Source organism: Synechococcus sp. CS-197 (assembly GCF_025128215.1).
Classification (GTDB): Bacteria; Cyanobacteriota; Cyanobacteriia; order PCC-6307; family Cyanobiaceae; genus Synechococcus_C.
This window is the reverse complement of sequence record NZ_JAHLZC010000021.1, coordinates 89,529-113,962: the sequence shown is the minus strand read 5'-3', so window position 1 is coordinate 113,962 and position 24,434 is coordinate 89,529. Positions and strand designations below refer to the sequence as shown.

Annotated in this window: 29 protein-coding genes and 1 tRNA gene; 9 read left to right on the top strand and 21 right to left on the bottom strand. The window is 60.2% G+C overall.

The window, feature by feature from the left end; all coding sequences use genetic code 11:
* Positions 1 to 26 precede the first annotated feature (26 nt).
* From rlmB to KQ296_RS10950, 6 genes are all read right to left on the bottom strand, one after another.
* Complete coding sequence (rlmB, locus tag KQ296_RS10975) at positions 27 to 1,397, bottom strand: 23S rRNA (guanosine(2251)-2'-O)-methyltransferase RlmB (protein WP_011932972.1); 1,371 nt, start codon at positions 1,395 to 1,397, stop codon at positions 27 to 29.
* 11 nt (positions 1,398 to 1,408) lie between these two features.
* Positions 1,409 to 1,819 (bottom strand): Mini-ribonuclease 3, encoded by a 411-nt coding sequence (locus tag KQ296_RS10970; protein ID WP_011932971.1) that lies wholly within the window; start codon positions 1,817 to 1,819, stop codon positions 1,409 to 1,411.
* Positions 1,816 to 2,163, bottom strand: a complete 348-nt coding sequence (locus KQ296_RS10965) for an STAS domain-containing protein (RefSeq protein ID WP_083833672.1) — start codon at positions 2,161 to 2,163, stop codon at positions 1,816 to 1,818. Before KQ296_RS10965 ends, KQ296_RS10970 begins: the two co-directional genes overlap by 4 nt.
* An 83-nt stretch (positions 2,164 to 2,246) precedes the next feature.
* Entirely contained in the window at positions 2,247 to 3,392 is a 1,146-nt protein-coding gene (gene carA / locus KQ296_RS10960) for a glutamine-hydrolyzing carbamoyl-phosphate synthase small subunit (RefSeq protein ID WP_011932969.1), read from the bottom strand.
* Between the two features lie 34 nt (positions 3,393 to 3,426).
* The gene (gene trpD, locus KQ296_RS10955) at positions 3,427 to 4,473 is read right to left on the bottom strand and encodes an anthranilate phosphoribosyltransferase (protein WP_011932968.1); all 1,047 of its coding nucleotides are present in this window, start codon (positions 4,471 to 4,473) and stop codon (positions 3,427 to 3,429) included.
* Between the two features lie 147 nt (positions 4,474 to 4,620).
* A complete protein-coding gene (locus KQ296_RS10950) occupies positions 4,621 to 4,935 on the bottom strand; it encodes a DUF3288 family protein (protein ID WP_311133869.1) in 315 nt (104 codons plus the stop codon).
* A 71-nt stretch (positions 4,936 to 5,006) separates the two neighbouring features.
* On the opposite strand from KQ296_RS10950, the gene KQ296_RS10945 reads away from it, so the two are divergent.
* The 6 genes from KQ296_RS10945 to KQ296_RS10920 all read left to right on the top strand — a co-directional run bounded on the left by KQ296_RS10945 (position 5,007) and on the right by KQ296_RS10920 (position 8,460).
* Positions 5,007 to 6,758 carry an ABC transporter ATP-binding protein gene (locus KQ296_RS10945; protein ID WP_011932966.1) on the top strand — a complete coding sequence of 584 codons (1,752 nt, stop codon included), beginning with the start codon at positions 5,007 to 5,009 and terminating at the stop codon, positions 6,756 to 6,758.
* 72 nt (positions 6,759 to 6,830) lie between these two features.
* Positions 6,831 to 7,088, top strand: coding sequence for a hypothetical protein (locus tag KQ296_RS10940; RefSeq protein ID WP_011932965.1), 258 nt, complete (start codon positions 6,831 to 6,833; stop codon positions 7,086 to 7,088).
* 24 nt (positions 7,089 to 7,112) lie between these two features.
* Entirely contained in the window at positions 7,113 to 7,835 is a 723-nt protein-coding gene (gene msrA / locus KQ296_RS10935; protein ID WP_011932964.1) for a peptide-methionine (S)-S-oxide reductase MsrA, read from the top strand.
* Complete coding sequence (locus KQ296_RS10930) at positions 7,832 to 8,011, top strand: hypothetical protein (protein WP_011932963.1); 180 nt, start codon at positions 7,832 to 7,834, stop codon at positions 8,009 to 8,011. Before msrA ends, KQ296_RS10930 begins: the two co-directional genes overlap by 4 nt.
* A gap of 13 nt (positions 8,012 to 8,024) precedes the next feature.
* Positions 8,025 to 8,372: a hypothetical protein gene (locus KQ296_RS10925; protein ID WP_041428467.1), complete on the top strand. Its 348-nt coding sequence runs from the start codon at positions 8,025 to 8,027 to the stop codon at positions 8,370 to 8,372.
* 14 nt (positions 8,373 to 8,386) lie between these two features.
* Positions 8,387 to 8,460 (top strand) — tRNA-Pro (locus tag KQ296_RS10920).
* 53 nt (positions 8,461 to 8,513) lie between these two features.
* On the opposite strand, the gene KQ296_RS10915 is transcribed toward KQ296_RS10920, so the two are convergent.
* The 11 genes from KQ296_RS10915 to KQ296_RS10865 form a co-directional block, all read right to left on the bottom strand.
* Complete coding sequence (locus KQ296_RS10915; RefSeq protein ID WP_259726521.1) at positions 8,514 to 9,158, bottom strand: cysteine dioxygenase family protein; 645 nt, start codon at positions 9,156 to 9,158, stop codon at positions 8,514 to 8,516.
* 28 nt (positions 9,159 to 9,186) lie between these two features.
* A complete protein-coding gene (locus tag KQ296_RS10910; protein WP_011932960.1) occupies positions 9,187 to 10,695 on the bottom strand; it encodes a GNAT family N-acetyltransferase in 1,509 nt (502 codons plus the stop codon).
* The gene (locus KQ296_RS10905; protein WP_011932959.1) at positions 10,692 to 11,714 is read right to left on the bottom strand and encodes a DMT family transporter; all 1,023 of its coding nucleotides are present in this window, start codon (positions 11,712 to 11,714) and stop codon (positions 10,692 to 10,694) included. The genes KQ296_RS10910 and KQ296_RS10905 overlap by 4 nt, the downstream gene beginning before the upstream one ends.
* 9 nt (positions 11,715 to 11,723) lie before the next feature.
* Positions 11,724 to 12,482 carry a hypothetical protein gene (locus tag KQ296_RS10900; RefSeq protein WP_011932958.1) on the bottom strand — a complete coding sequence of 253 codons (759 nt, stop codon included), beginning with the start codon at positions 12,480 to 12,482 and terminating at the stop codon, positions 11,724 to 11,726.
* Positions 12,483 to 12,487: 5 nt separating this feature from the next.
* Entirely contained in the window at positions 12,488 to 13,597 is a 1,110-nt protein-coding gene (locus tag KQ296_RS10895) for a Rieske 2Fe-2S domain-containing protein (RefSeq protein ID WP_011932957.1), read from the bottom strand.
* A gap of 2 nt (positions 13,598 to 13,599) precedes the next feature.
* Positions 13,600 to 14,112 (bottom strand): hypothetical protein, encoded by a 513-nt coding sequence (locus KQ296_RS10890; protein ID WP_011932956.1) that lies wholly within the window; start codon positions 14,110 to 14,112, stop codon positions 13,600 to 13,602.
* Positions 14,109 to 14,375 carry a hypothetical protein gene (locus KQ296_RS10885; protein WP_041428466.1) on the bottom strand — a complete coding sequence of 89 codons (267 nt, stop codon included), beginning with the start codon at positions 14,373 to 14,375 and terminating at the stop codon, positions 14,109 to 14,111. Before KQ296_RS10885 ends, KQ296_RS10890 begins: the two co-directional genes overlap by 4 nt.
* Before the next feature lie 59 nt (positions 14,376 to 14,434).
* Positions 14,435 to 15,067 (bottom strand): Crp/Fnr family transcriptional regulator, encoded by a 633-nt coding sequence (locus KQ296_RS10880; RefSeq protein ID WP_041428465.1) that lies wholly within the window; start codon positions 15,065 to 15,067, stop codon positions 14,435 to 14,437.
* Between the two features lie 172 nt (positions 15,068 to 15,239).
* Positions 15,240 to 16,220, bottom strand: coding sequence for a phosphate ABC transporter substrate-binding protein PstS (gene pstS, locus KQ296_RS10875; protein WP_011932953.1), 981 nt, complete (start codon positions 16,218 to 16,220; stop codon positions 15,240 to 15,242).
* 91 nt (positions 16,221 to 16,311) lie between these two features.
* On the bottom strand, positions 16,312 to 16,617 hold the full coding sequence (locus KQ296_RS10870; protein ID WP_011932952.1) for a hypothetical protein: 306 nt from the start codon (positions 16,615 to 16,617) through the stop codon (positions 16,312 to 16,314).
* 70 nt (positions 16,618 to 16,687) lie between these two features.
* Positions 16,688 to 17,506: a 3'-5' exonuclease gene (locus KQ296_RS10865; RefSeq protein ID WP_011932951.1), complete on the bottom strand. Its 819-nt coding sequence runs from the start codon at positions 17,504 to 17,506 to the stop codon at positions 16,688 to 16,690.
* An 82-nt stretch (positions 17,507 to 17,588) separates the two neighbouring features.
* Here KQ296_RS10865 and KQ296_RS10860 point away from each other — a divergent pair, with 82 nt between their 5' ends.
* On the top strand, positions 17,589 to 18,047 hold the full coding sequence (locus tag KQ296_RS10860) for a peroxiredoxin (RefSeq protein ID WP_011932950.1): 459 nt from the start codon (positions 17,589 to 17,591) through the stop codon (positions 18,045 to 18,047).
* A complete protein-coding gene (locus KQ296_RS10855) occupies positions 18,044 to 18,769 on the top strand; it encodes a DUF1350 family protein (RefSeq protein ID WP_011932949.1) in 726 nt (241 codons plus the stop codon). Before KQ296_RS10860 ends, KQ296_RS10855 begins: the two co-directional genes overlap by 4 nt.
* Before the next feature lie 2 nt (positions 18,770 to 18,771).
* On the opposite strand, the gene acs is transcribed toward KQ296_RS10855, so the two are convergent.
* Positions 18,772 to 20,742: an acetate--CoA ligase gene (gene acs / locus KQ296_RS10850; protein ID WP_011932948.1), complete on the bottom strand. Its 1,971-nt coding sequence runs from the start codon at positions 20,740 to 20,742 to the stop codon at positions 18,772 to 18,774.
* Positions 20,743 to 20,885: 143 nt separating this feature from the next.
* On the opposite strand from acs, the gene KQ296_RS10845 reads away from it, so the two are divergent.
* The gene (locus KQ296_RS10845; protein ID WP_011932947.1) at positions 20,886 to 21,551 is read left to right on the top strand and encodes an HAD family phosphatase; all 666 of its coding nucleotides are present in this window, start codon (positions 20,886 to 20,888) and stop codon (positions 21,549 to 21,551) included.
* Here the strand turns inward: KQ296_RS10845 and sds are convergent.
* Genes sds through KQ296_RS10830 form a run of 3 tightly spaced genes read right to left on the bottom strand, consistent with a single transcriptional unit; the run spans position 21,545 to position 24,433 of the window.
* Complete coding sequence (gene sds / locus KQ296_RS10840) at positions 21,545 to 22,516, bottom strand: solanesyl diphosphate synthase (protein WP_011932946.1); 972 nt, start codon at positions 22,514 to 22,516, stop codon at positions 21,545 to 21,547. The genes KQ296_RS10845 and sds overlap by 7 nt on opposite strands.
* Positions 22,517 to 22,538: 22 nt before the next feature.
* Complete coding sequence (murI, locus tag KQ296_RS10835) at positions 22,539 to 23,345, bottom strand: glutamate racemase (RefSeq protein ID WP_011932945.1); 807 nt, start codon at positions 23,343 to 23,345, stop codon at positions 22,539 to 22,541.
* Entirely contained in the window at positions 23,342 to 24,433 is a 1,092-nt protein-coding gene (locus tag KQ296_RS10830; protein WP_011932944.1) for an N-acetylmuramoyl-L-alanine amidase, read from the bottom strand. The genes murI and KQ296_RS10830 overlap by 4 nt, the downstream gene beginning before the upstream one ends.
* Position 24,434: the final 1 nt, after the last annotated feature.

Here is a 24,434-nt window from a genome sequence, read left to right as displayed (position 1 = left end):
CCCCGATTCAGCACAGCTGTCGGCTTTCAGAGTTCAACACTTCCATCGAAACGCGGAGTCGCCAGCTCGGTGGACCGTTCAAGCTGAAGGTCCAGAACGGTTTCCGGCGCCGTAACGCTGGCATCAGGTTGCGGTGCCGCCTGCAAATTGGGGCGCACGATCTGGGGTGAAGGGTTCTGTCCGCGCAGACCTTTCATCCAGCTGCGACGGGCCACTTCGTACAAGCAGAGAGCGGTCGCCACTGACGCATTGAGACTGGGCGTAACGCCCCGCAGGGGAATGCGGATCAGTTGATCGCAGTGGCGCCGGGTCAGCATCGACAGGCCCTGTCCTTCTGAACCGGTCACCACCACCAGCGGACCCTCGAGGTCAGCCTCCTCCAGCGTCTGGTCGCCCTCCTCAGCCAGGCCGACCACCCGGTAGCCCGCATCCTTGAGGGTTTCCAGGGATCGGTTGAGGTTCACGACCCTCGCGACGGGCAGGTGCTCCAGAGCGCCGGCCGCCACCTTGGCCACCGACCCGGTCAAGCCAGCACTCCGACGCTGCGGCAGAACCACGCCGTGGGCACCGAGGGCTTCTGCGGAGCGCACGATGGCTCCCAGATTGTGAGGGTCGGTCAGACCATCCAATGCCAACAACAGAGGAGCTTCCTGAAGGGCGGCACAGCCCTCGATCAGATCAGCAAGGTCCAGGGTGTCTGCAGCAGCGGTCTGCAGGGCAATGCCTTGATGAACCGCGCCACCGGTCATCTGCGCCAAGCGGGCCCACGTCACCTCCTCCACGAGCACTCCAGACGACTTGGCGTCTCTCAGTAGCTGCATGAACCGCGGTGCACTGCGCATCTCACTGGTGCACCAGATGCGGTGAATGGGGCGACCGGCCTCAAGGGCAGCCTGGGTGGCATGTCGTCCCCAGAGGAGATCGTCGGCGACGGGATCGGCGGAATGGGAACTGGACTCGCCGCGGGGCTTCTCTTCAAACCGACGGTCCGGGCGATCCGAACGATCCTGCCGATCCGATCGCGGCGATCGACTGCGCAGGGGCAAGGCGCGGTTGCGTTCAGGGAAACGTCGGTCGTCCGTGCGTTGATCGCGGCGGCCTCGCCCACCACCGTCGAGCGGGCGCGCCCCTGAGCGCCCTGCAGGTCGCTTGAAATCGCGGGAGTCACTGCGCGAAGGACCTCTGCGCCTGCCGTCACCACCATCACGCTCTCCGCGCCAGGGGGAGGCGTCACGCGCATCACGCGCATCGCTGCGCTGCTCACGACGACGCAGTCCTGTCCCTCCCTCATCCGGTCGCGACGACCGGCCACGCGGTCCGCCTCGGGACGGGCGCCCACCCCCAGGACCCCCGCCGCGAAGGGGACGGGACGGGCGGCGGTCGAAGCGTGAGCTCATGGGATCGATGGTTATGACAGGGATGATTCGGTTTCTTCAAGGCGATCGAGAAGCTGGGCTAGCCGCGCCGGACTGTGAAGAAAGAGCCAGCCAACCATTGTCTCAAATCCCGTGGCCTTCCCATAAGCCGCGGGGTCCCCACCACGGGGCCCCTTACCGGCACGGTTGCGACCGCGACGCACGAGATCCCGTTCCAAATCGGTCAGCAGAGGCTGAAGGCGCTCCAGGGCAAGAGCCTGCGCATCAGCCCGAACTTCCGACACAACCGCACGATGCAAGTCGGCGGAACGACCAGGCCGCCGGCAATGTCGCAGCCGTTGATGGAGTTCCCAAACCGCATCACCAAGCCAGGCGAGCTGGAGAGGTCCAAGGTCTGATGCTTGCGAAGGCAAGGCCTGCTGAAGCCGGATCCAGTCGCTCAAGCAGCCAACTGCGTGAAGGCCGTCTGCAGGTCGTTCACCAGGTGCAGAAACTCTTCAAGCCTGACCAGCTTCACCGTTTGGGTGACCCGGGCATTGCCCACCATCACGAAACTGCGTTTGGCGTCTTTGCACTGCTTGGCGAGCTGCACCAGAGCCCCCAAACCAGATGAATCAAGGAAATCGATCTTGCTCAGGTCGAGAACCGTCGGGGAGGCATTGGCCTTGAGAACATCAGTGACGTAGCTGAGGAACTGCTTCTCGGAATAGGCATCCAGCTGTCCTGTGAAGTGAAACACCAGACACCCATCCTTCTGCTCAAAGCCGCCACGAAGGGAAACAGTCAGTCGCTGAAGTTCAGTGATGGGAACAGACCCCCTTGGATCGCGTCGTGCGAAGTGTAGGGATGCATACCTGTGCAGACCACGGATCAACGGCGATCCGACATCAGTGTGACGAATCGGGAAAAATGATGATCCGCGTCGTGAGGTCCAGGACTGGCTTCCGGGTGGTACTGCACGCTGAACACAGGTTGATGGCGGTGGGCCATCGCCGCCACCGTGCGGTCGTTGAGGTTCAGATGGGTGATGTCCACCTGGTCTTGGGGAAGGCTTGCGGCGTCGAGCGCAAACCCATGGTTCTGGCTGGTGATCTCCACCTGGCCCGTGGTGCCGCAGGGATGGTTGAGTCCGCGATGGCCGTAACCAAGCTTGAACGTTTCACCACCGAGGGCCAGACCGAGGATCTGATGGCCGAGGCAAATCCCGAACAACGGCAGCGTTTGCTGCGCGAGGAGGCCACGGGCCAGCTCAATCCCATGGGTGACAGCCGCGGGGTCACCAGGACCGTTGGACAGGAAAACCCCCTCGGGCTCATGGGACAGAACGGTGTTCAGATCCACCGATGCGGGAAGCACCGTGACGGCACAACCGTGGCCCACGAGCCGATCGAGGATGGCTCGCTTGATGCCGAAGTCAATCGCCACAACACGGAAGGGGTGATCGCGTCGGCCGGGTTGCAAACGACGGTCAAAGGCCACGCTGCAGGGCTTCTCCCAGGTGTAGGCCTCTGCGGTAGACACCCGATCGGCAAGGTTGAGCCCCTCCATGGAAGGAGCGGCGAGAAGCTCCTCGCGCAGATCGACCGGATGGCGCCCTGAGGACGAAATGATCCCGTTCATCGCGCCCGTTTCGCGCAGGTGACGCACCAGAGCGCGCGTGTCGATTCCCTGGATACCCACCACACCCTGCTGTTCCAGCCAGGTCTGCAGACTCTGGGTGGAGCGCCAGTTGCTGGAAACCGGAGACAGCTGGCGGGCGATCAATCCACGCACGTGGGCGTGATCAGCCTCCTGGTCGTGAGCATTCACGCCGGTGTTGCCCAGCTCTGGGTAAGTGAACGTGACCAGCTGACCGGAATAGCTGGGGTCGGTCATCACCTCCTGGTAACCGGTCATCCCCGTGTTGAAGACCACCTCACCCACGACAGTCCCCAAAGCTCCGCAGGCCAGGCCTTGGAACACGGTTCCATCAGCGAGCATCAGCATCGCCGTGTTCCCGGATGAGGCTGCATTCATTGTCGAACTGATCCCTTCAGCACGTCAGATACGTTCATTCTTCCTTGGCGGGGGACAGCGCAGCACGCAGCTGTTCCAGGCGCGACCATGGAGAGCCTTGGGACAGGGCTGCGAGAGCCTTCTGCGCACCCTGCTTGAAATCGGATTCCACACCAGCAACCCAGAGCACAAGCGCTGTGTTGAAAGCAACCACCTCGTTCTGCGCCTGGCTGCCGCGCCCACTCAGCAGTTCTTCAAGGATGGTCTGATTGCGAACCAGATCACCTCCACGCAAGGCATCGAGCGGTGCCTGCTGCAAACCCAGATCCTCCGGAGCAATCCATTCCGAGCGCACCTGACCCTTCTCCAGGATGCGCACAGGGTTGGGGCCGGCCAGGGAGGCTTCGTCCAAACCGCCTGATCCGTGCACCACCACAGCTCTGTCCTGCCCCAGCGAGCGCAAGGCTTCGGCCATGGGATCGAGCAGGTCATCCGTCGCCACGCCGAGCACCTGGCCATCAGGACGCAGGGGATTCACAAGAGGGCCCAGCAGGTTGAACACGGTGCGCACACCCAGGCTCTTGCGCAGCGGAGCGAGATTCACCAGTGCGGGATGCCAAGCGGGTGCAAACAGAAAGGTCACCCGAGTGGCAGGCAAGGCACTTACCACCTGAGCGGCAGGAGCCTTGAGATGGAGACCCAAGCCCTCGAGAACATCAGCAGAGCCGACCTTGCCGCTCGCACTGCGATTGCCATGCTTTGCCACGGTGGCTCCGCAAGCGGCAGCCGTGAACGCCACAGCCGTGGAAATGTTGAAGGTGTCCGCACCATCTCCGCCCGTGCCACAGGTATCCACCAGGCCCAGAGTCGGTCGCTCGCAAGGGAGGGGGCTGGCCTGGCGCAGCACTGCGGCCATCGCTCCCAATTCGGTTCCATCCACGCCCCTCGAGCGCAGGGCCGCAAGAAAGGCACCCGTTTGCACAGGCGTGAGCGCCTCCGCAAGCCAGGCTTCCATCAGCTCTGTGGCTTCGGCATGGCTGAACACACCGCCATTGAGCAAGTGATCAAGACGCTTGGACCAGGACATGGGCGAAGAAACCATGGAGCAGAGCCTCTGACGCGTTGCAGCGACCCGTGAGCAGAAAAAAACCCGGGTGCTTGAGCACTCCGGGCCAGGTGATGGGGATAAACCAATATCACCCACAATGCGCTTGCTGGCCAGTTCTTCCGGCGCCTCTTCGTCTCAGCGTTACGGGCTGTCGGATTGCTGAGCATCGAAACCGGATCCCACACCGTCCGCTTCGGATTGGCCGGGACGGAAACCTGCAGACCAGAGCGCCCGCGCCTTGCTGTTGAGCTCCTCGCGGGATAGCCCCCAGAAGGTCAGAACCCGATCGAGATCGTTGCGAAGGGAAGCGGCACCGGGGAACGGTTCATAACGCATGAAAAGCCTCGCCAGGTCTGTGATTTCCTGATCGCCTGGGCGTTCACAAGCCAGCAGATGATCCACGGTGTCGCGATCAATCGCCTCGAGAGGATGGTTCTGATCAACAGACTCGGACACGCCACGGTCGCGATTTCCCGCAGCCTGCCGCATCGACTGATGCCTAGGTTGTTGTCTGTTCAGGATCTCCGATGGCCGCCTTCCGCCTCGATCTGATCGGCCGCTACCTGAAACCTCACCGGCGCACGGTTGTGTTGGGCGCCATCGCACTTGTGGTGGTGAACATTCTCAGCGTCACCATCCCCCTAGAAGTGCGGCGGGTGGTGGACGACCTGCAGAACGATTTCGCGCTGGCGGATGTGCTGACCCAGGCCGGCTGGATTGTTCTGCTGGCGAGCTCGATGGCTGTGGTGCGGTTGATTTCGCGGCAACTCGTGTTCGGTGTTGGGCGGCAGGTGGAGGTGGAGCTGCGCCAGAAGCTCTTTGACCAAATGCTGCAGCAGGAGCCCGGGTGGGTTCAAAAAACGGGCAGCGGTGAGGTGATCAGCCGGGCCACCAGTGATGTGGAAAACGTTCGCCGGCTGCTGGGATTTGCCGTGCTCAGCCTCACGAACACCGCGTTGGCCTACGCCTTCACCCTGCCGGCCATGCTCGCCATCGATCCGGGACTCACCCTGGCAGCCATCGCTTTGTACCCGGTGATGCTGGGATCGGTGCGACTGTTCGGGCGGCGGATGATGCATCAGCAACGCCGGCAGCAGGAAGCCCTGTCAGGCCTGAGTGAACTGATCCAGGAAGACCTCTCAGGCATCGCCGCCATCAAGATCTACAACCAGGAAGATCAGGAACTGAATGCGTTCAGTTCTCGCAATCGCCGCTATCGCGACTCCGCCATCCAACTGGCCAAAACCCGCAGCACCCTGTTCCCCCTCCTGGAGGGAATCTCATCGATCTCCCTCCTCCTTCTCCTAGCCCTCGGCAGTGGCCAACTGCAGCAGGGCACGCTGTCGATCGGCGGACTCGTGGCCCTGATCCTGTATGTGGAACGGTTGGTGTTCCCAACTGCGTTGCTGGGATTCACCCTGAACACCTTCCAGACCGGGCAGGTGAGTCTCGAACGGGTGGAAGAGCTGCTGTCGCGCCAGCCCTTGATCCGCAACAGCAGCCAACCAGTCACCCTTCAACAACCGGTGCGCGGTGCACTCGAAGCCCGCAACCTGCACATCCGCTACGAGGACAGTGCCAAGGACACCTTGAACGGACTGACCTTCAGCATTCGCCCTGGAGAGCTCGTGGCCGTGGTGGGTCCCGTGGGATGCGGGAAGACGACCTTGGCAAGGGCCCTCGGCCGGATGGTGAATGTTCCAGCTGGAGAGCTGTTCCTCGATGGTCATGACGTGACCAGACTTCGCCTCGATGATCTGCGTGCTCAGATCGCTCTCGTCCCTCAGGAGGGCTATCTGTTCACCAATTCGCTGGCAGACAACCTCCGCTACGGCGAGCCTCAGGCTTCCATGAACAGGGTGGAGTCCGCAGCGGAGCAAGCACGGTTAATGAGCGACGTTCGCGGCTTCCCTGACGGCATGGACACCCTGGTCGGGGAACGGGGGATCACCCTCAGTGGAGGCCAGCGCCAGCGCACGGCCCTGGGACGGGCCCTGCTGATGGACTGTCCTGTGCTGGTGCTGGATGATGCCCTCGCGAGCGTGGACAACAACACAGCCGCTGAAATCCTCACATCAGTGCGCCGTCAGACCCAACGAACCGTGGTGATGATCAGCCACCAGCTCTCTGCCGCTGCTGCATGCGATCGGATCCTCGTGCTCGAAGAGGGTCGCCTTGTGCAGCAAGGACATCACAATCAGCTGATCCAAGAAAGGGGGCTTTACCGCAGTCTTTGGGAGCGGGAACAGGCCGAGGAACGGCTGGAATCCGTGGCCTGACGCAACGCTTGCGCAATGAACGGCGGACAAAGCTCACGCCTTCGGCTTAGCTGAGATCACTGCCCTGGAATCATGACGTCAGGCAACGACACCCCATTTCACGTTCGCTGCACGCTCACGTTCGGTGACATTTACGTCCAAATCCTGGCTTGGATGGCCGTGATCTTCGTGAGCCTCGCTTCAGGCCTGGCGCTCATGGGGTCATCAAGACCTCTTTTTGCACTCGTTGGGGTGGGATTGATTCTTGTTCTGAGCCTGCCGTTCCTGCTCTTTGCCTTTGTCACCACCTTGCTCAATCACATTCGCCTCGATCCAGTGACAACCCCCTAATTTGGGCTCTGATGTGTCCTTGGCATGCTCCCCAATTGGTTGACAGGGTCCACGGGGACTCGTGAGCAGGGCGATGGCATCGAGCGCCATGTCGTGCTCGGATCTCCCCTGCGCGCTCCCCTGATGGAGGACCAGGAAGAGATCGTGTTCGGTTGCGGTTGCTTCTGGGGCGCCGAAAAAGGCTTCTGGAGGCTCCCAGGCGTGATTTCAACGTCTGTGGGATATGCAGGCGGTCAGACCGACCAACCGAGTTACGACCAGGTTTGCAGCGGACGAACCGGCCACACCGAAGTGGTGCGCGTGGTGTGGAGCACCCCTGCTATCGACGTCAGTGACCTGCTCAAACTGTTCTGGGAGTGTCACGATCCCACCCAGGGTGATCGCCAGGGCAACGACCGAGGCAGCCAATACCGATCAGCGATCTACACCACCAATGCCCGCCAGATGCAATTGGCCCAGGCCAGTCGTGCTTGGTATCAAACCGCCCTCTCCGCGGCTGGCCACGGTGACATCACCACGGAGATCGCCGCCGATCGTCCGTATTACTTCGCTGAGGGCTATCACCAGCAGTACTTGGCAAGGCCAGGAAGCAGGCCCTATTGCTCGGCGATGCCCACAGGGGTCGCCCTCGGAGACTTCGACGGGGCTGACTACCGCTTGCCCGACACGGTTTGGAGTCACTACGACTGGACCATCAGCCATTGCGTGCTGCGTGGCGACAACAGTCCGATTGCGTTGAATCCGTGAATCGCACCCTCCCGGATCGCTGGGTGATCGCCATTCTGGTCGCGACCGTGCTCATGGTGTTCGCCCTGGCGTTCTCCCTCCGAGCACCGTCACCAGACGGCCAGCCCTTCCTTTGGCGAGACTCTGGACCAGCGCTCGACAGCGCTCCGAGCAATCCTGGAACCCTCGCGATCTGACCAAGACAGCCCTGTGTCCTCCCCTCCCAAACCAACCGCAAAGCGTCGCCTCCATCCACTGCCAAGAGGTCTCGTGGAGCTGTATGGCCTGATTGCGGTGCTCGTGGTGTTGATCCCGGAATGGATCGCGGACGGCACGATCAACATCGGAGAGCGGGGGGCGAAAGCACCGTTGCCGATGAGCTCGCGAGCCTGGAGGACCTTGCCGGAGTTGCAGCTTGCCTCCATGGGCATGCGAGAGCTGCGCGAGCTGTCGAGAGAACTGCGGATCTGGGGGTATTCAGGCGAATCACGCGAGCGGCTGACCGTCCGTCTTCTCGCCCGGATCCGACGACGGATCAAGAGCGTGGATGCCTTGTGATAACTTGATTCTGACGGGGCGTAGCGCAGCTTGGTAGCGCACCACTTTGGGGTAGTGGGGGTCGTGGGTTCAAATCCCGCCGCTCCGATTTGACCGTCGCCGCAAGGCAAGCAGTCCCTCTTCGGGGGGATTTTTTTTTGCTCAGGCGTGGGCCATCACTTGCAGCCGCGCATCGCGCAGACGGCGCTGATCGCTCACCAGCGAAGGGGTGGCCTTCAGTCCTGTGATCTGACGTTTCACCTGAGCGTCAGGAAGGGCGAAGAACACACCGCCGTCGGTGAACTGGATCACCCCCTCCACCACATCAAACACCCGGGCATTGGCGGTGATTGTGGCCAAGGGCTGCAGAGCCGCATAGACATGCAAGCTCACAAAAGGGGTGCCACTGGCATTGCCCATCTGATGAATCAAGCGATGATCCACTGTTTGAATCTGACCGGGCCGATAATCACTTTGACGGTCAAATTCAAGTTGTGATCCATGAAGCCTGAACAACGAATGCGTTGCAGGCCCGAAAGACTGAACCACACCCCAGTGTGCAGTCCCATGATCATGAATCGCACTGAAATCGCCAGGGATCCAGCTCATCACCATGAGCTCAACAAAATCAGATTTCCAGATTAATCGCCGTCCATAACTATCTTCAACAGGATGACGGAAATCTGCCCACGGCAAGAGATCCTGCTCAACGAGTTGAGCATCAGCAACGCAGCGCTCAAGTTGGCTGAGGCTCGAGGGAGGCTGTTCACCAATTGAGGCAATCAGCGCTTGCAAACGCCGCGACATGCCAAGCACTGATCCAGGCACAGCCATGTCAGACCAACAAGCACTGAAGGATCACAACATCGTGCCATGAATTTCCGAGGAAACCCACCTCTTTCTGAATGCCGACACGCTCAAACCCATGCCTCAGATGAAACGCCACACTTTGGTCATTCCTGGACACAACTTTGGCCACCAAATGGCGGTAACGCATCTCCCTTGCCTGGCCAATCACAAAACGCTGAAGTTTGGAACCGAAACCCCTTCCCCGGGCAGAGGCATGCACATAGGTTGATGTCTCGGCTGTGAAGCGATACCCCCAACGCGGTGAGTAGGCCCGCAACTCCGTCCAACCCAGCACCTCGCCTGCCACGCTGAGCACCCAGAAGCCAGACCTCTCACCGCAAGCGCTCAACCGCTGCCGAAAGCACTCGGCCGTCATCAGTCCGGCATCCATGGTGACGCCACCCTGATCAACCGATTGCTGGTAAATCGCAGCCATCGCAGCAGCATGGTGCTCCCGAGCAGGGGCAATCGAGGCCTCGCCTTCGGATTGAGCGAAGAGCTGGATCCAGCTCAAGAGCTGCTGCATGGCATCAGGACCACCCAGTTCAGCCACCCTGGAAAAGCCGCCGATGTTGCCCACATTGATCTCACTCACCACAGGCTCTCCCCGGTCACCGGCCAGAAAGTCGTAACCGAGCACGCGCAGACCCATCGATTGATAGGCCGGAGCGGTGGCGGCAACGACAAAACGCTCGTCGTCCGAGACCGCTTCCAGTTCACAGTCGGCATCCAAGGCCACATTGTTGATCCAGTGCCCACTCCGCGAGCGCCGGCGGTAGCCGGCGACAACCTCCCCGTCCACCACCAGAACGCGCTTGTCTCCCTTGGAAGTGCCAGGAAGGAACGGCATCACCAACCATTCCTCCGCAACATCACCGATCAAAGCCATCACAGGGTCCAACGAGGGAAACGTTTCGACCTCGCGGAACCCCTGACTCAATTGGACACCCCCAGCAGATCGACGCAAGCGGGACACCCCACGGCCCTGAGTGCTGTTCGGGCGCTTCACCACAATGTCGCCCCAAAGCTCAAGAACGTCGGCCAGAGCCTCAGGCGAACGGATCAACCGCGACGCAGGCGTAAAAGCTCCGGCGATATCAGCCAGGAACCAAGAGGCCAGCTGCCTGATCTTGCTCGAGGGCCGGTTCAGAAAGCGCGTGAAGGGCTCAAGCTGCTGCAGCACTTCGAGGTGACGGGGAGGAAACGGCTTCAGCGTTCTGCAAAACAGCAGATCAAAGTGCTCGGCAGGCAGGAGCTCCAGATCCCCGAGAGACTCCGCCATCCAAAGGGTGGCCGCAGCTCGGTCACTGAGGCGAAGAGCAGGAATCTGGCTTGCATCACCCTTCATCAACGCCGCTCGCAAGGCGGGCAAAGGGAGGTGAAACGACTCAAACGCCTGATCTCTGGCCAATGCCTGATAGAAGCGGATCACGTCAGATCCGGGTTGATCGCGATACGCCAGGGCATCGCAGATCACACCAATGCCCACCGTCATACGGACGGGGAAACGACGTTGTCCCCTTGCATCAACAGATCAGCCTTACTACTGGTTTCACGCTTATCTTCCGCGACTTGCGCCACAGGTGCTGGCTTTCCGAAGGTGGTGATGGCGATCCCCACCAGAATCACAACTGCTGCGATTAACTGCTTGCTATCGGGAATGTTGTTATTCACAAAGTAGGCGAAGGTGAGGCCCACAAGCGGGGCTGGTGAAGCCCAACGCCCCATACTCACGGAGCTCAATTCAGCAGACGCCTTATACCAAAGCCATTGGGAGACTACGATAATCAAACCAGCATAAACAAGCATCACAACCCAGAGAGAGCCGGCAAAAACATCAGCGAAATGATGGACACCAAACAAATAGATCGCAACGAAGAAGAAAATCACACTGCCAGACAGATTCCTCGCAAAGAGCAACACCGGCATCGAGATCTTCCTGGCAACTAGCTTTTTGCCAATGATCGAGACAATCGAAAAAACGAACGTCGAAGCGATCATCATTGCGTCGCCTTTATTGACATTGCCGCCGGTACTGAATAACACAATCATCAACACACCAACAATGATGAAGCCATTGCCAATCCAAACAGGCCTTGACAGCACGGTGCCCAGAGCAAGGGCACCGATTAAGGCGTACAGAACTGGAGCCATGCGGCCGATGAGGATGGCGTTACTGGCAGTGGTGTACTCAAGTCCGGTGAAGATCAGGGCCGATATCAGCGCGGTCAGCGCACCATCCAGCAACATCAAGCCCTTGATCGACCACGGAAGATCAGAAATCTCCCTGAGGATGGCTGCCGGTTTGAATAACGTGAGCACGAGCATCGCGGCACAGAAATTGCCGACCAACAGCACGTTGCAAGGTGACAACGCCTGATCGAGTCCGCCACTGAGACTCATGGCATGAACGATCAGGAACGAAACGATGACCGGGCGAAGGGAGGCCAGAGATCGCGAAAACAGGACCTCGAGCTGGGGGGAAACCATGGACTGAATCGGCAGGCGAAACAACGAAAACGTTCAGAGCAGCGAGCGGTATGTGGAAGGGTCGGCACGCAGCAACAGGAGATCATTCAACTTCAGCACTTCCCCGCGGATCTCCAGAGGCAGGGCAACGCGATCAAGCACCCTGTCGTTGACGGCATCACCCTGCTCATCAAGAAGCAGGAGATCCAGTTCCTGACCCTGCGCGTTGCGCGTGTGGAACAGAGCAGGCACACCTCCACTGATGCAGCGAACGGCACAACCGAGATGGGTTTTACCAGCACCGGGCTTCATCACCCCGGAGAAACATTTGGCGTCGATAATCTCTCCCTTCAGGGTGAATGTCCCAAGGGGCGTCGCTTCGCTCGGAACCGGCTGGGCCGAAAGAGGCGCATCCAGAACCGTGGCGCGATTGGTGTTCATCACCGTCAGGCTGCCATTGGAAAACAAAGCTCCGCGCAGCTTCACCCATTCACCGGACTTATCCAGCACCGATGCCGGCGGCGCGAGCTTCACGGTGCTCGCCAGCAGAACCCTGGAATATGCAGACTCGCCCGACCCCTCAGGCCTTGGGATCAGCAATTGCGGTGCACCAGGACCATCGAGGAGCAAACCACTGATCTCCCGGGTTGGTTGGCGCCAGCCAGGACCGAACTGATCCTGAAGGGCTGGAACCACGATCGAGAGGATCAACGTGAGCACACTGAGGCCAAACACAAGCCAAATCACGAAGGCACGCAGCCCAGGCGGCAGTGGCAGGTAATGAACAAAAAAAGGAGTCTTGCTCTTTGACATAACGATCAACTCACTGCGTTGAGAACGGGCTGGAGCGCCACGTACACCCGGCCCTCTTGAATGCGCACGGGGAACACCGGAACACGCTCCTCAAACGGCGGAGGGGAAACGCCAGTGTCCGCGCGGTATTCCCAGCCATGCCAGGGACACACCACGCAACCGTGATTAAGACGACCATCGGCCAGAGGACCGTTTTGATGGGCGCAAACATTGCTGAGGGCATAGACCGCATCGCCCTGACGGAAGAGGGCAACCCGTTCACCACGGATCACAACCGGTATGCCGCATCCCTCCTCTAGGTCAGCGAGCGCCATCACATCCACAAACCCCTCGCCAGCACGAGCATCCGCCTGAGACATAAGGGATCGATCGGCCTTGCGTTCCCGCCAGCCACTGATGAGATGCAACCCGATCACACACACAAACGACACCAGAGCCAGAGCCGTGAGCCAGGGGTCACGGTTGGTCTGCAGAGGACCAAGGAGGATGTGTCCGACAAGCAGGGCATAGGCGACATACACAGCCATATGAATGGCCTTCCAGATCGGAGGCGTGAGATTCACAAGCCAGAAGTCGTGGCTGGTGGCAGCCATCACGAACATCACCAGCAGAGCCCCAAGCCCGAGAAGTTCAAACGGAAAAAACGTGAGGCTGTCGAAATGGCGATTCCCCACAAACAGGGACACGAGGGGATCGAGATCGCCGAAATCGTTGTACCAGGGCAGGGCCCCAAAGAACTGAAACGGAATTCTGGGAACAGACAGTCCGAGGGCTTGAAACGGCTGGGCAGGCAAACGGAAGCCATGCACATGGAACAGCGCCAGCAGAAAGGCAAGAACACCCATGTGTCGCCGATTGAACAGCAGCACGTGAAAGCGCTTGTTCAGACGACTGAGAGGACCGATGCAGAGGATGATGCTGAGAAGGATGAAGGCGGCGCTTCCGTAGGCCCTGATTTCGACCCCTTCCCATTCAGCAACAGAACCAACAGCACGGTTGAGGGCATAGGTGATCTGGGTGAAAACCACCAGATAGCCCATCACCAAGGCAAGAAGAATGCCGTCGTAAATCAGCTTTTTACGGGTCCACTGAACGGCTTGATACGGATGCCCCATGATCAGCGACTCTCTTGAAACAGATTGGAAGGAAGCGCAGCCAGATCAACGCGTCCGAGGGTTTTGGCTAGAGGAAGACTGCGAAACACAAGCCCACCGGGGCGGTCCGTGGAAAAGTCGCTTGGCAAAGGCAAGGCAAGGGCCGATGCGCCAGAGAGCTGTCCGAGAAACACCGCCGCTGGAGGCGTGTCACCTGAAGCATTGCCGCGGGTCCACAAGACCTGAACCTGGGCCTCGGATTGAATCTGCAGGGGTTGGATCAAAAGCGTTGGCTGACCCAATGCGTCCTGCTGGTAACCCAGCAGGACGGGATGCCCATTCACCTTGACCCGAACACTCTTAGACGCCGAAAGAGGTGCACTGGAAAAACCAAGTGACTGAAACAGCGGGGCTGAGGCAGGCGACGAAATGGGGACAGCCGGTCGTAGAGCCAGAGCCGAAACAGACAGCACCAGCGCAAGCAGCGCAATCAGCGGAAACAGGCGCCTGTGCACGATGCGATGGGAACGAATCATGGCCGCACAGCCAGGCGATGGGCATTGCGCTCCTGCGGTGGCCCTTGACGGCGCACCCAGCGCACAAGCAGGAGCGGCCAGAACAGTGAAACGCCAGGAATGATCACCAGTCGGAACAGGGGGTGGGACCACCCCTTGGCCGCCGGATCGATCGCCTGCACACCGAACAGTGAGAACAGAATGGCCATCAGCAGGCCTGCATACCAATAACCCTGCACGGCATGCAGGGCCAACAGGACCAATGGAAACGAGGAATCAGCCAAGGCCTTAAACCATCAGCTCATTTCTAGGGAGACTCCCTGGAGCTGACAATCCGGTTGATTTATTTCTTGGGCAGATGGGTGATCACAAGGTGACGCTGGGCATCAATCTTGAGCCAACCCTCATCCCTGAGGAGGCCAATCACACGGGTCACTGTCACGCGTGTTGTACTCAAGGCGCTCGCCATCTCCTGATGGGTCAAACGCAGGTTCAGGCGCAATCCTTCATCACAGGGCTGACCGTAATCCTGGGCCAGCAATTCAAGAAAACCGCGAACCCGCTCTTCAACGCGGCGCAACCCAAGAAGTGAGAGCAGGTATTCCGATTGGCGATAACGCAGAACAACAGCATCAAGAAGTGCTTTGGCGAGATCAGAGGATTCGCTCACTTCCGCCATCGTCACGCACAGGAGATCGCAATCCGTGAGGGTGACGGCTTCATAGGCCTCCACGGTGCTCAGAGGCTCGCCGAACGGCTCATTGGGCCCAGCCAAACCCAGTAAAAGCTCATCACCATGCACGGAAACGGCACCGAGCTTCACCATGCCTCTCACAACAAGCCAGAGGCTGTTCTTCAGCAAAGGCACCACACTGCCCGCCGAAAGATGCACCAGGTTGCGCTTCTGAAAATTGTTCTCGAGCAGCTCAAGAAAACCGTCACGACGGCTGGGAGCGGACTGAGGAGCAGAGACCATGGCTGAAGCTCTCGATACAAGGAAGTGTATGGAGCACAACATCCCTCGCAGGCAAAGGGATGGGGATCAGAGCTTTAAGGGTCCCCTAAAAGTTCGGAAAGATAAAGGAAACATAAAAAAGGAGGGGTTGCCCCCTCCTCGTTCATTCGATCGTTGAAGTTGATTCAGTGAATCACTTGCCGATCTTGTTCACAGCAGCCTTGGCCTTGCTGAGGATGCCGCCCTTCAGGGGAACGAAACCGAGGCTGGGAGCCTGGTCCTGAGCCTTGTTGCTCAGCATGAAGTTGAAGGCTTCCTTGATGGCAGCGGTGTTCTTGCCGTTGCCGGTCTTGTAAGCCAGCACCCAGGTGAGGGTGGCGATGGGGTAAGCACCCTTGGCAGAAGGGTTGGGGTTCTTGCCAGCCAGGTTGGAATCCAGCTTGATGCCGTTCAGTGCGGTGGCACCGGCCTTCACAGAAGGCTTGAGGAATTCACCGGACTTGTTCTGCAGGGCTGCAGCCACAACCTTGCCCTTGATGTAGGACTGGTTGACGTAACCGATGGCGCCAACTTTGTTCTGAATGGTGCCAGCGACGCCGGAGTTGCCCTTGGCACCCACAGCGTTCTTACCGGGCCACTTGACGGACTTGCCGGTACCCAGGGTCCACTCAGAGGAGAAGGCCTGCATGGAGTTGGTGAAGGCCTTGGTGGTGCCAGAACCGTCGGAACGGTGCACCCAGGTGATGTTGCCGGGGGCGCAACCGAGCTGCTTCCAGTTGGTGATCTTGCCGATCGCCACCTGAACAGCCTGCTTCTGGGTCAGCTTGAGGTTGCAACCGGGCTTGTTGTAACCGAAGGCGATGGTGCCGCCCACCATGGGGATCTGCACGACACCGCGCTTCACCTTGGCCATGTCCTTGGGCTTCATCGGATCGTCAGAAGCACCGAAGTTCACGGTCTGGTCGATGAAAGCCTTACGGCCGGAACCGGATCCAACAGCCTGATAGTTGACCTGAGGGCCACCGGCCTTGGCCAGTTCAGCGAACCAGCGCTGGTAGATCTTGGCTGGGAAAGACGCACCTGCACCGTTCAGACGATCAGCGGCAGATGCGGAAACGCCAGCTCCAAGAGCCAGCAAAGAGGAAAAAATGAGAGCCTTCTTGGCGAAGCTCATGGGAAGCCTGGGAGAAATCGGCGTCCTAGGAGTAGCTAACCGAAACTGATTTGGTCGTTAGCAGTAGGTTAAGGGAGTGCACAAAACCTGTTCAGGGCCGTCGAGACTCATCTTTGGTCTCAGGCGAGCTGCAAGAACGTGAGCGCGATCCGCCGCTCTCGAAGGGAAGGCGAGTCGACACGCTGTAGCGGGTGAGCCAACGATTCACCCGACTGCGCTGACAGGAAGGAACCTCATTCAGCAGTTGGGAAAGTTCCAGTGCTCCAAGCCTTTTCAGCTCGCGGACATCCACATGCCAAAGACATTCCGCCTCACGGATCAAACGCGCCCAGGTTCTGACCTGCTGCCATCGCTGCAGGCGCAATCGAACGGAATGGCGTTGCGTCGAGACGTTCATACCGTCAGGGTGGCCGCTGAGAGACAACCCTCGGCAAAAACCCCGCGTGACTTCGGACAGCTGAAGGAAATCAGGATGCCTGCGGCAACGCAGCCTCCACCGGCACCACGCGGAAGGGAAGCTCCCGCTCTTCTCGCTCCGAAAGCCGCCTGGCCCAGGCACCCTTGATCGGGTCATTCCAACGGAAGCCCGCGTCTCGAGCGAGATGGCGCTGGTCGTAGGACACCTGGGCACGCACGAGTCGGCGTGGCTCCAGCGCATGGGCGATCAGTCGCTCGAGGTCGTCGCAGCGCTGAAACACCTCGGCCAGATACATGCAATCGGTGAGAGCACGATGCGCTGACCACACAGGAATTCCATAGGCCAGAGCAAGGTCGATCACCGAAGGCCTGGCTCGCAGATTGCGCGCTTCTGGCCAACGGACATCTTCAAGGGTGCAAAGCCAGGGACGTGTTGCTTCTGGCAACGACCCGCGACCGAACCATTGGCGATCAAAGGCTGCGTTGTGCGCCACGAGGTAATCAGCGCTGGCCATCATGCGCTCAAACCAAGCCAGCCCATCCCCCCAGGGCTGATCAAGGCGACTCACCTCCGCAGGGATTCGATTGATCGCTTCTGCGGGATTGTGATCGACCGGCAGCAGACACGACATCTGAGCCAGAACCTGACGATGGGGGATGGAAAACAGGATGGCTCCCAGTTCGAGGCACTGATCACGGTCAGCATCCAGGCCTGTCGTTTCCGTATCAACAATCAAGAGACGGGAAGGAGGCCCCTCCGATGAGGGTTCTGCGCTCGACGGCGTCTCGATCGCGCACACGGGATCGGACGGCGTTTTGAAGTCCTGCAGCAGATCCAATTGACCGGACTCCAGGGAACTGTCAGTCATGGGAGGGGTCATCAGATCTCAGCAGGCCCATTCTCTCGTCACCAGCAAAGGCTTCCTAAGCTGGCCTCAGCGCAAAATCCCAATGGCTCTGAAGACTGGCGACGCAGCTCCGAGCTTTGCTCTCGAAGATCAAGACGGTCAGATGCGCCGGCTCGAAGACCTCAAAGGGAAGATTCTTGTGCTGTTTTTCTACCCGAAGGACGACACTCCCGGGTGTACAGCCGAAGCCTGCACGTTCCGGGATCAGTACTCCGATCTCACGGCACTGGGTGCTGAAGTTTGGGGCGTGAGCGGGGACGACGCTGTCAGCCATCGTCGTTTCGCTGAACGCCATCAATTGCCCTTTCCGCTGCTGAGCGACAACACGGGCAATCTGCGCCGATCCTTTGGCGTTCCCAAAACCTTCGGACTCCTCCCCGCACGGGTGACGTACGTGATCGATCAGCAGGGCGTGATTCAACTGGTTTTCAACAACCTCCTCGATGGACCAGCCCATGTGAAGGAGGCAGAGGCGGTCGTGCGCACTCTGGCCGCAGGGTGAACCGTTGGCAGCGACGCGGTCAGTGCTGGTGTCTGTGGCCAAAGGACTCCGTCCGAGGTCTCGTGGACTTCATTGGTGGCAGTTATCTCGCCACCAATCCCCAGATCAGCTACCGACGCCTCCTGGAATGGTTGGCTGATGAGGGCTATGCCATCCACGCCTGGAGTTACGTTCCTGGATTCGACCACCAACTGCAGGCCCGCGAGGGCTGGCAACAACTCAGGACGTGTCGACTCCGCCTCGAAGAACGGCTCAACACCACTTACACACCCTTGCGGCTCGGACACAGTCTTGGCTGCAAGCTCCATCTTCTCGCTCCGGACGATGGGCGCGGCTGCAGCGGTTTAGCAGCGCTCAGTTTCAACAACTTCACCGCCGAACGCTCCATCCCCCTGCTCGGGAGCCTTGCTCCGAAGCTCGGTGTGGTCACCGAGTTCAGCCCCGGGCCAACGGAAACGCTCAACATGATCGAGCGTTTTTACCGGCAGAACCGCAATCTGGTTGTGCGCTTCGGGGAGGATGCCCTCGATCAAAGCGACGATCTGATTCAGGCGCTCCAGCGCAGACCTGGGGACCAAAGCCGCTTTGTGCAGACCACTGGCGACCACCTCACCCCAGCGAGTGCAGGACTGCGCCAGGGACTTCTGGGCGACTGGGCTGATGACCCAGGTCGCAGTCGACGCATCCGCCGCTTGGTCGACCTCCTGCTTGCCTGGGCCTGAGATCAGGCCCTTAAACGATCCAGCACGGAGCGATCTTCCAGGGTGCTGGTGTCACCAGTCACATCCTCCCCAGCTGCCAGTGCCCTGAGAATCCGGCGCATGATCTTGCCACTGCGCGTTTTGGGAAGGGCATCACTGCAGCGGATTTCATCAGGGCGAGCGATCGGGCCGATTTCGGTTCCCACATGAGCCCGCAATTCAGCGATCAGTGCATCACTGGCTTCGCGCTCCACCTCAAGGGTGACGAAGGCCACAATGCCCTCGCCTTTGAGATCGTCAGGACGCCCGACCACAGCGGCCTCCGCCACCGCAGGGTGACTGACCAGGGCTGATTCGATTTCCATGGTGCCGAGACGGTGGCCCGACACATTGATGACGTCGTCCACGCGTCCCATCACCCAGAAGTAACCGTCCGCATCGCGACGCGCACCGTCACCAGCGAAGTAGATGTGGCTGCCATCGTCTGGACGGATGTGCTCCCAGTAGCTCTGACGGAATCGCTCTGGATTGCCATGCACCGTACGCATCATCCCGGGCCAGGGACGACGCACCACCAGATATCCCCCCTCATTGGCCGCCACACTGTTGCCTTCAGCGTCCACCACATCGGCTTCGATTCCAGGAAGCGGGAGGGTGGCTGAGCCAGGCTTGGTCGGGGTGGCCCCAGGAAGAGGGCTGATCATCACGCCGCCGGTTTCGGTCTGCCACCAGGTGTCAATAATCGGACAGCGGCCACCACCGATCACATCCCTGTACCACATCCAGGCTTCAGGGTTGATGGGTTCACCGACGGTTCCGAGCAATCGCAAGCTGCTCATGTCGAACTGATCCGGCACGGTTCGGCCGCTCTTCATGAACGCCCGGATCGCTGTGGGAGCGGTGTAGAAGATTGTGACCCCGTGCTTCTGGATCACCTCCCAGAACGCCCCAGGCTTCGAAGGTCGTGGCGCACCCTCGTACATCACTGTGGTGGCCCCGTTCGACAACGGGCCATACACGATGTAGCTGTGACCGGTGATCCAGCCCACATCCGCTGTGCACCAGTACACGTCGTTGTCGCGGAGATCAAAGATCCACTGAAACGTGAGGTGGGCCCAGAGGTTGTATCCCGCGGTGGTGTGCACCACCCCCTTGGGTTTGCCAGTGGATCCAGACGTGTAAAGCACGAAGAGCCGATCTTCGCTCTGCATCGGCTCCGCTGGGCATTCGCTGGACTGGCCATCCACGAGCGCATGCCACCACTGGTCGCGGCCCTGGGCCATCTCCACCGGCTGTTGGGTGCGCTGCACCACCAGCACGGAGGTCACCGATGGACAGGCACCGCCGGCCAGGGCGGCATCGACGGCAGGTTTCAGTGAAACGGGCTTGTCCTTGCGGAAGCCACCGTCAGCCGTGATCACGGCCTTCGCCTCTCCATCGATCAGGCGGTCTCGAAGCGCTTCTGCGGAGAAGCCACCAAAGACCACTGAGTGGGGAGCGCCGATGCGGGCACAGGCCAGCATGGCAATCGCCGCCTCCGGAATCATCGGCATGTAGAGGGCCACCAGATCCCCTTTGCCAATGCCCATGGATTTGAGCGCATTGGCCGCCTTGCACACCTCAGCGTGCAGTTCTCGGTAGGTGAAGCGGCGGACATCGCCGGGCTCCCCTTCCCAGATCAGGGCCGTCTTGTTGGCCGTCTCACCGTGAAGATGGCGATCAAGGCAGTTGTGCGAAAGGTTGGTGGTGCCCCCTTGAAACCAGCGAGCGAAGGGAGGATTGGACCAGTCGAGCACCTGCTCAAACGGTGTGAACCAGTCGAGTTCCCGACGAGCCGCATCACCCCAGAACGCGTCTGGATCCTTCCTGGCTGCATCGGCCATGGCCTGGTAGGCCTCCATGCCACCGATCCGGGCTGACTGGGTGAGCTCAATGGGCGGAGCAAAAACGCGCTGCTCCTTGAGCACGCTTTCGATCGTGGAACCTTCGCTCATCGCCAGCAGCCGCTTGCAGTGTCACGGCAAGGTTATCCAGCATGAAGCGCCACAGACAGTGGGTCGTTGCCAAGCGTTGCCAGGCATCAATCCCCGTGATTGAACCCTGCAGCCACGAGCGACAGAATGGAGGCTGGAGGACCATGGCTCGCATGCCTGAGGCTTTTCTCTTCGACCTCGATGGCGTGCTTCTGGATACAGAACCCCTCCACGCCATCGCCTGGCGGCAGGCGGCAGCTCACTTTGGAACGGATCTGAGCGATGCACAGCTTGCCCAGCTGCAAGGCCAGCGCCGACTTGAGAATGCCCGGCAAGTCTGTTCCTGGATCCGTCAGCCCATCAGCCCAGAGCAGTTGCTCGCGGTGCGTCAACCGCTCGCCGCTGACTTGCTGAGCACAGCCCCGGCAATGCCGGGAGCCGAATCTCTCCTGCGCTACATCCATTCCCTGAATCTGCCGATGGCCCTGGTCACCAGCAGTGATCGCAACTCCCTGCAACTGAAGATCCGCCACCATCCCTGGGTGAATCTGTTGGAGGTGCAGGTGTGTGGGGATGACAGCGCTCTCAAAGCAGGGAAGCCAGCTCCAGACCCCTACCAGCTCGCTGCCTTGAAGCTGAATGTGCGACCGCAGGATTGCTGGGCCTTCGAAGACTCCGATGCCGGTTGCCAATCAGCGCGTCAAGCCGGTTGCACGGTTTGGCGCTTGATGCCAACCAATGCTTTGAGCGCGTCCTCACCGCTTGAGGACATCACCTGTATCCATGCACTGGCCGAGGCGGAGCACCAGTTGCGCGAAATCGTTCAGTAAAGACGACTGAGCACAAAATCAGGCAATTCGAGCAGAGCAGTCCGGCTCGGGGATTCCGGGAGCCAGCTCAGCGCTTCACGGGATTCCTGAGCAAAGCGTTCAGCGAGCTGACGGGTTCGGGCGATGGCATCCGATTGCCGCACGATCTGAAGGGCTTCATCCAGATCACCCTCATTGCTGAATTCGCGCTCAATCAACACACCAAGTGAGGGATTTTGCTCAAGTGCGTAGAGCGCAGGAGCCGTGAGATATCCGCTGGAGAGATCGCTGGCAGCGGGTTTACCCAGCTGCTGTTCGCTTCCGGTGAAATCGAGAATGTCGTCCACCACTTGAAAAGCCAGACCCAGTTGCCGGCCGTAGTGATAGAGGGATTCGAGCTGGGGCTCGGTGCACCCACTCAGAACGCCTGCCGCCCGCGCGCTGTTGGCGACGAGAGAGGCCGTTTTGCAGTAACTCTTCTCGAGATAGGTCTCGAATGTTTGTCCGGTGTCGTAGCGGAACAATCCCTGCTTCACCTCTCCATCAGCCAGATCCATGATCACGCGGCTGAGGAGCTTCACAACATCGAGATTGTCCAGATTGGCAAGGTGCCAACTGGCCTGAGCGAAGAGGAAATCGCCTGCAAGAACAGCCACACGATGATTGAAGCGGCTGTGCACCGTTTCAACGCCCCGGCGAGTGCCCGCTTCATCCACGACGTCGTCGTGCACGAGAGACGCTGTATGGATCATCTCGGTGATCTCAGCCAAACGCCGATGCCTCGGCGAAAGCTCACCTTCCGGGGACAGTGCCCGGGAAACAAGCAAAACAATGCCGGGTCTTAAGCGCTTTCCCCCTGCGCTGAACAAATGCTCAGCAGCAGCTTGCAAAATCGGGTGCCCGGCACCGATCAGGCTGCGCAGGTCGCTCAGCAGGATTTCGAGATCCGCCTCGACCGGCTGCAGCAACTCGGTGACGGTGGTCATGGGTCCTCTCGGTGGCGAGATCCTAGAGGGCCTCGACCGACGACTGCAGGGCAATCTGTTCGACCTTCGGGCGTTGGCCCAACCAGGGCGTGGAACGATCAGCGAATCCCTGCGGATCGGATGTCACACAGATGCGAGTGGCCTCAAGGGCCAGCGGCTGATCAAGGCCACCGGGCACAGGCTTGCCAAGAAGTGCATCGAGCTGGCTTGCCACACCCAAGGCCGGATCGATCAGTCGGATCGACTCAGGCAAGAGGTTGGAGAGCAGGGGAAGGAGCAGAGGGTAGTGAGTACACCCGAGCACGATCGATTGCACGGAGGCCTCCAGGAGTGGCTGGAGGTAGTGGATGGCAGCGCTGCGCAGGGCGTCACAGCCAAGGTCTCCCGCCTCGATGAGCGGAACAAAGTCCGGGCAGGCCTGCTGAACCACAAGCGTTCCAGGATGAAGGGCTTCGATGCTTTCCCTGTAAGCCCCGGAGGCCACGGTCGCTGGTGTGGCCAACACGCCCACCCGCGAGTCCCGCACCATCGCGGCGGCGGCACCAATCAGCCCGACCACGGGCACGCCTGCTTGTCCTTCAGTCACGTCCCTGGCGAGGGCATTGGTGGTGTTGCAAGCCATCACCACAGTGGTGACCTGCTGATCACGCAACCAAGCGACGACTTCGGAGGCGATGGCTCGGATCTCGGAGGGAGAACGGCTGCCGTAGGGAACCCTGGCCGTGTCACCCAGATAGATCGTGGGAACTCCCCCATGACTTTCGAGCACGCGCCGAAGCACCGTGAGCCCCCCCAGGCCGCTGTCAAAAAAGCCGAGACGGATGCTCAACGGACCCCCTGCAGATACTCAAGGATGCCGGCGGCGATGGCCAGTGCCAGCCGGCGGCGATGGGACGCGGTGGCGAGCCGGGAAGCATCGATATCACCGGTCACAAATCCTGTTTCAACGAGCGCTGCAGGCATGGTGGTGCGTCGAATCACGAAGAAACGACCCCGACGCACCCCTCGGTTCGGGCTGCCTGGTGACACATTCAGCACTTGCTGCTGGATATGGGCCGCAAGGCGGGCCGATCGAGGATCCGAGAAGTAGAACGTTTCGATTCCATTCACATCCGGGCGCGACATGCTGATCGCATTCGCATGAATGCTCACAAATGCCGTGGCCCCAATCCGGTTCGCCAGTGAAACCCGAGGGGGCAGATCCACATCCACTTCAGCGGTGCGCGTCAGGGTCACCTGAACCCCTTTGGCTTCCAAAAGGCGGGCCACCTGCAGGGAGATATCGAGAACGATCTCAGCCTCACGAATTCCGTTGATGCCCACAGCACCGGGATCAGGGCCTCCATGCCCTGGATCCACCACAACCCGGTACCGCCCCCTGGCCACATCAGGCAAGCCCTCGGCGTTCACAGGTGTTTGCGTCGGCCGGATGCGCACGCCGCCCCAACGCCCGCTGCTGGCACGGTTGAGATCTCCTTCGCCAATCGAGCGCAGCCCCTGGGTAGGAAGCCCCTCAAACAGCAATTTCCAGCGATCGGGAGCTGTCCCCACCAGCCGAAGGTTCCCTGGGTCGAGGGTCACCCCCGGCTGAAACTCGATCACCAGCCGGGTGGCGCCGGGTGTTGGCTTGCCCAGGCGGAACTCACGCACCGGCCCCGAACCTGGAATCCGCCGGGGACGGCTGAGCTCACCGGGAAAATCAATCCAAACCCGCGGCCCCTGACGACGATCACCGGCCTCGAAGAACGCATCCAGACGGGCGCCGGTCGACGTGCGCAGCTGAAGGACCCCATCCTTCCCGAACGACCACGCCGCGAGAGCACTGGCAGCCCGGGCGGGCAATCCAGAGAACCATCCAACTGACTGCAGAGAAGCAGCAACAAGCAGTGCTGTGAAACGACGGGGCAGCCGGGGCATG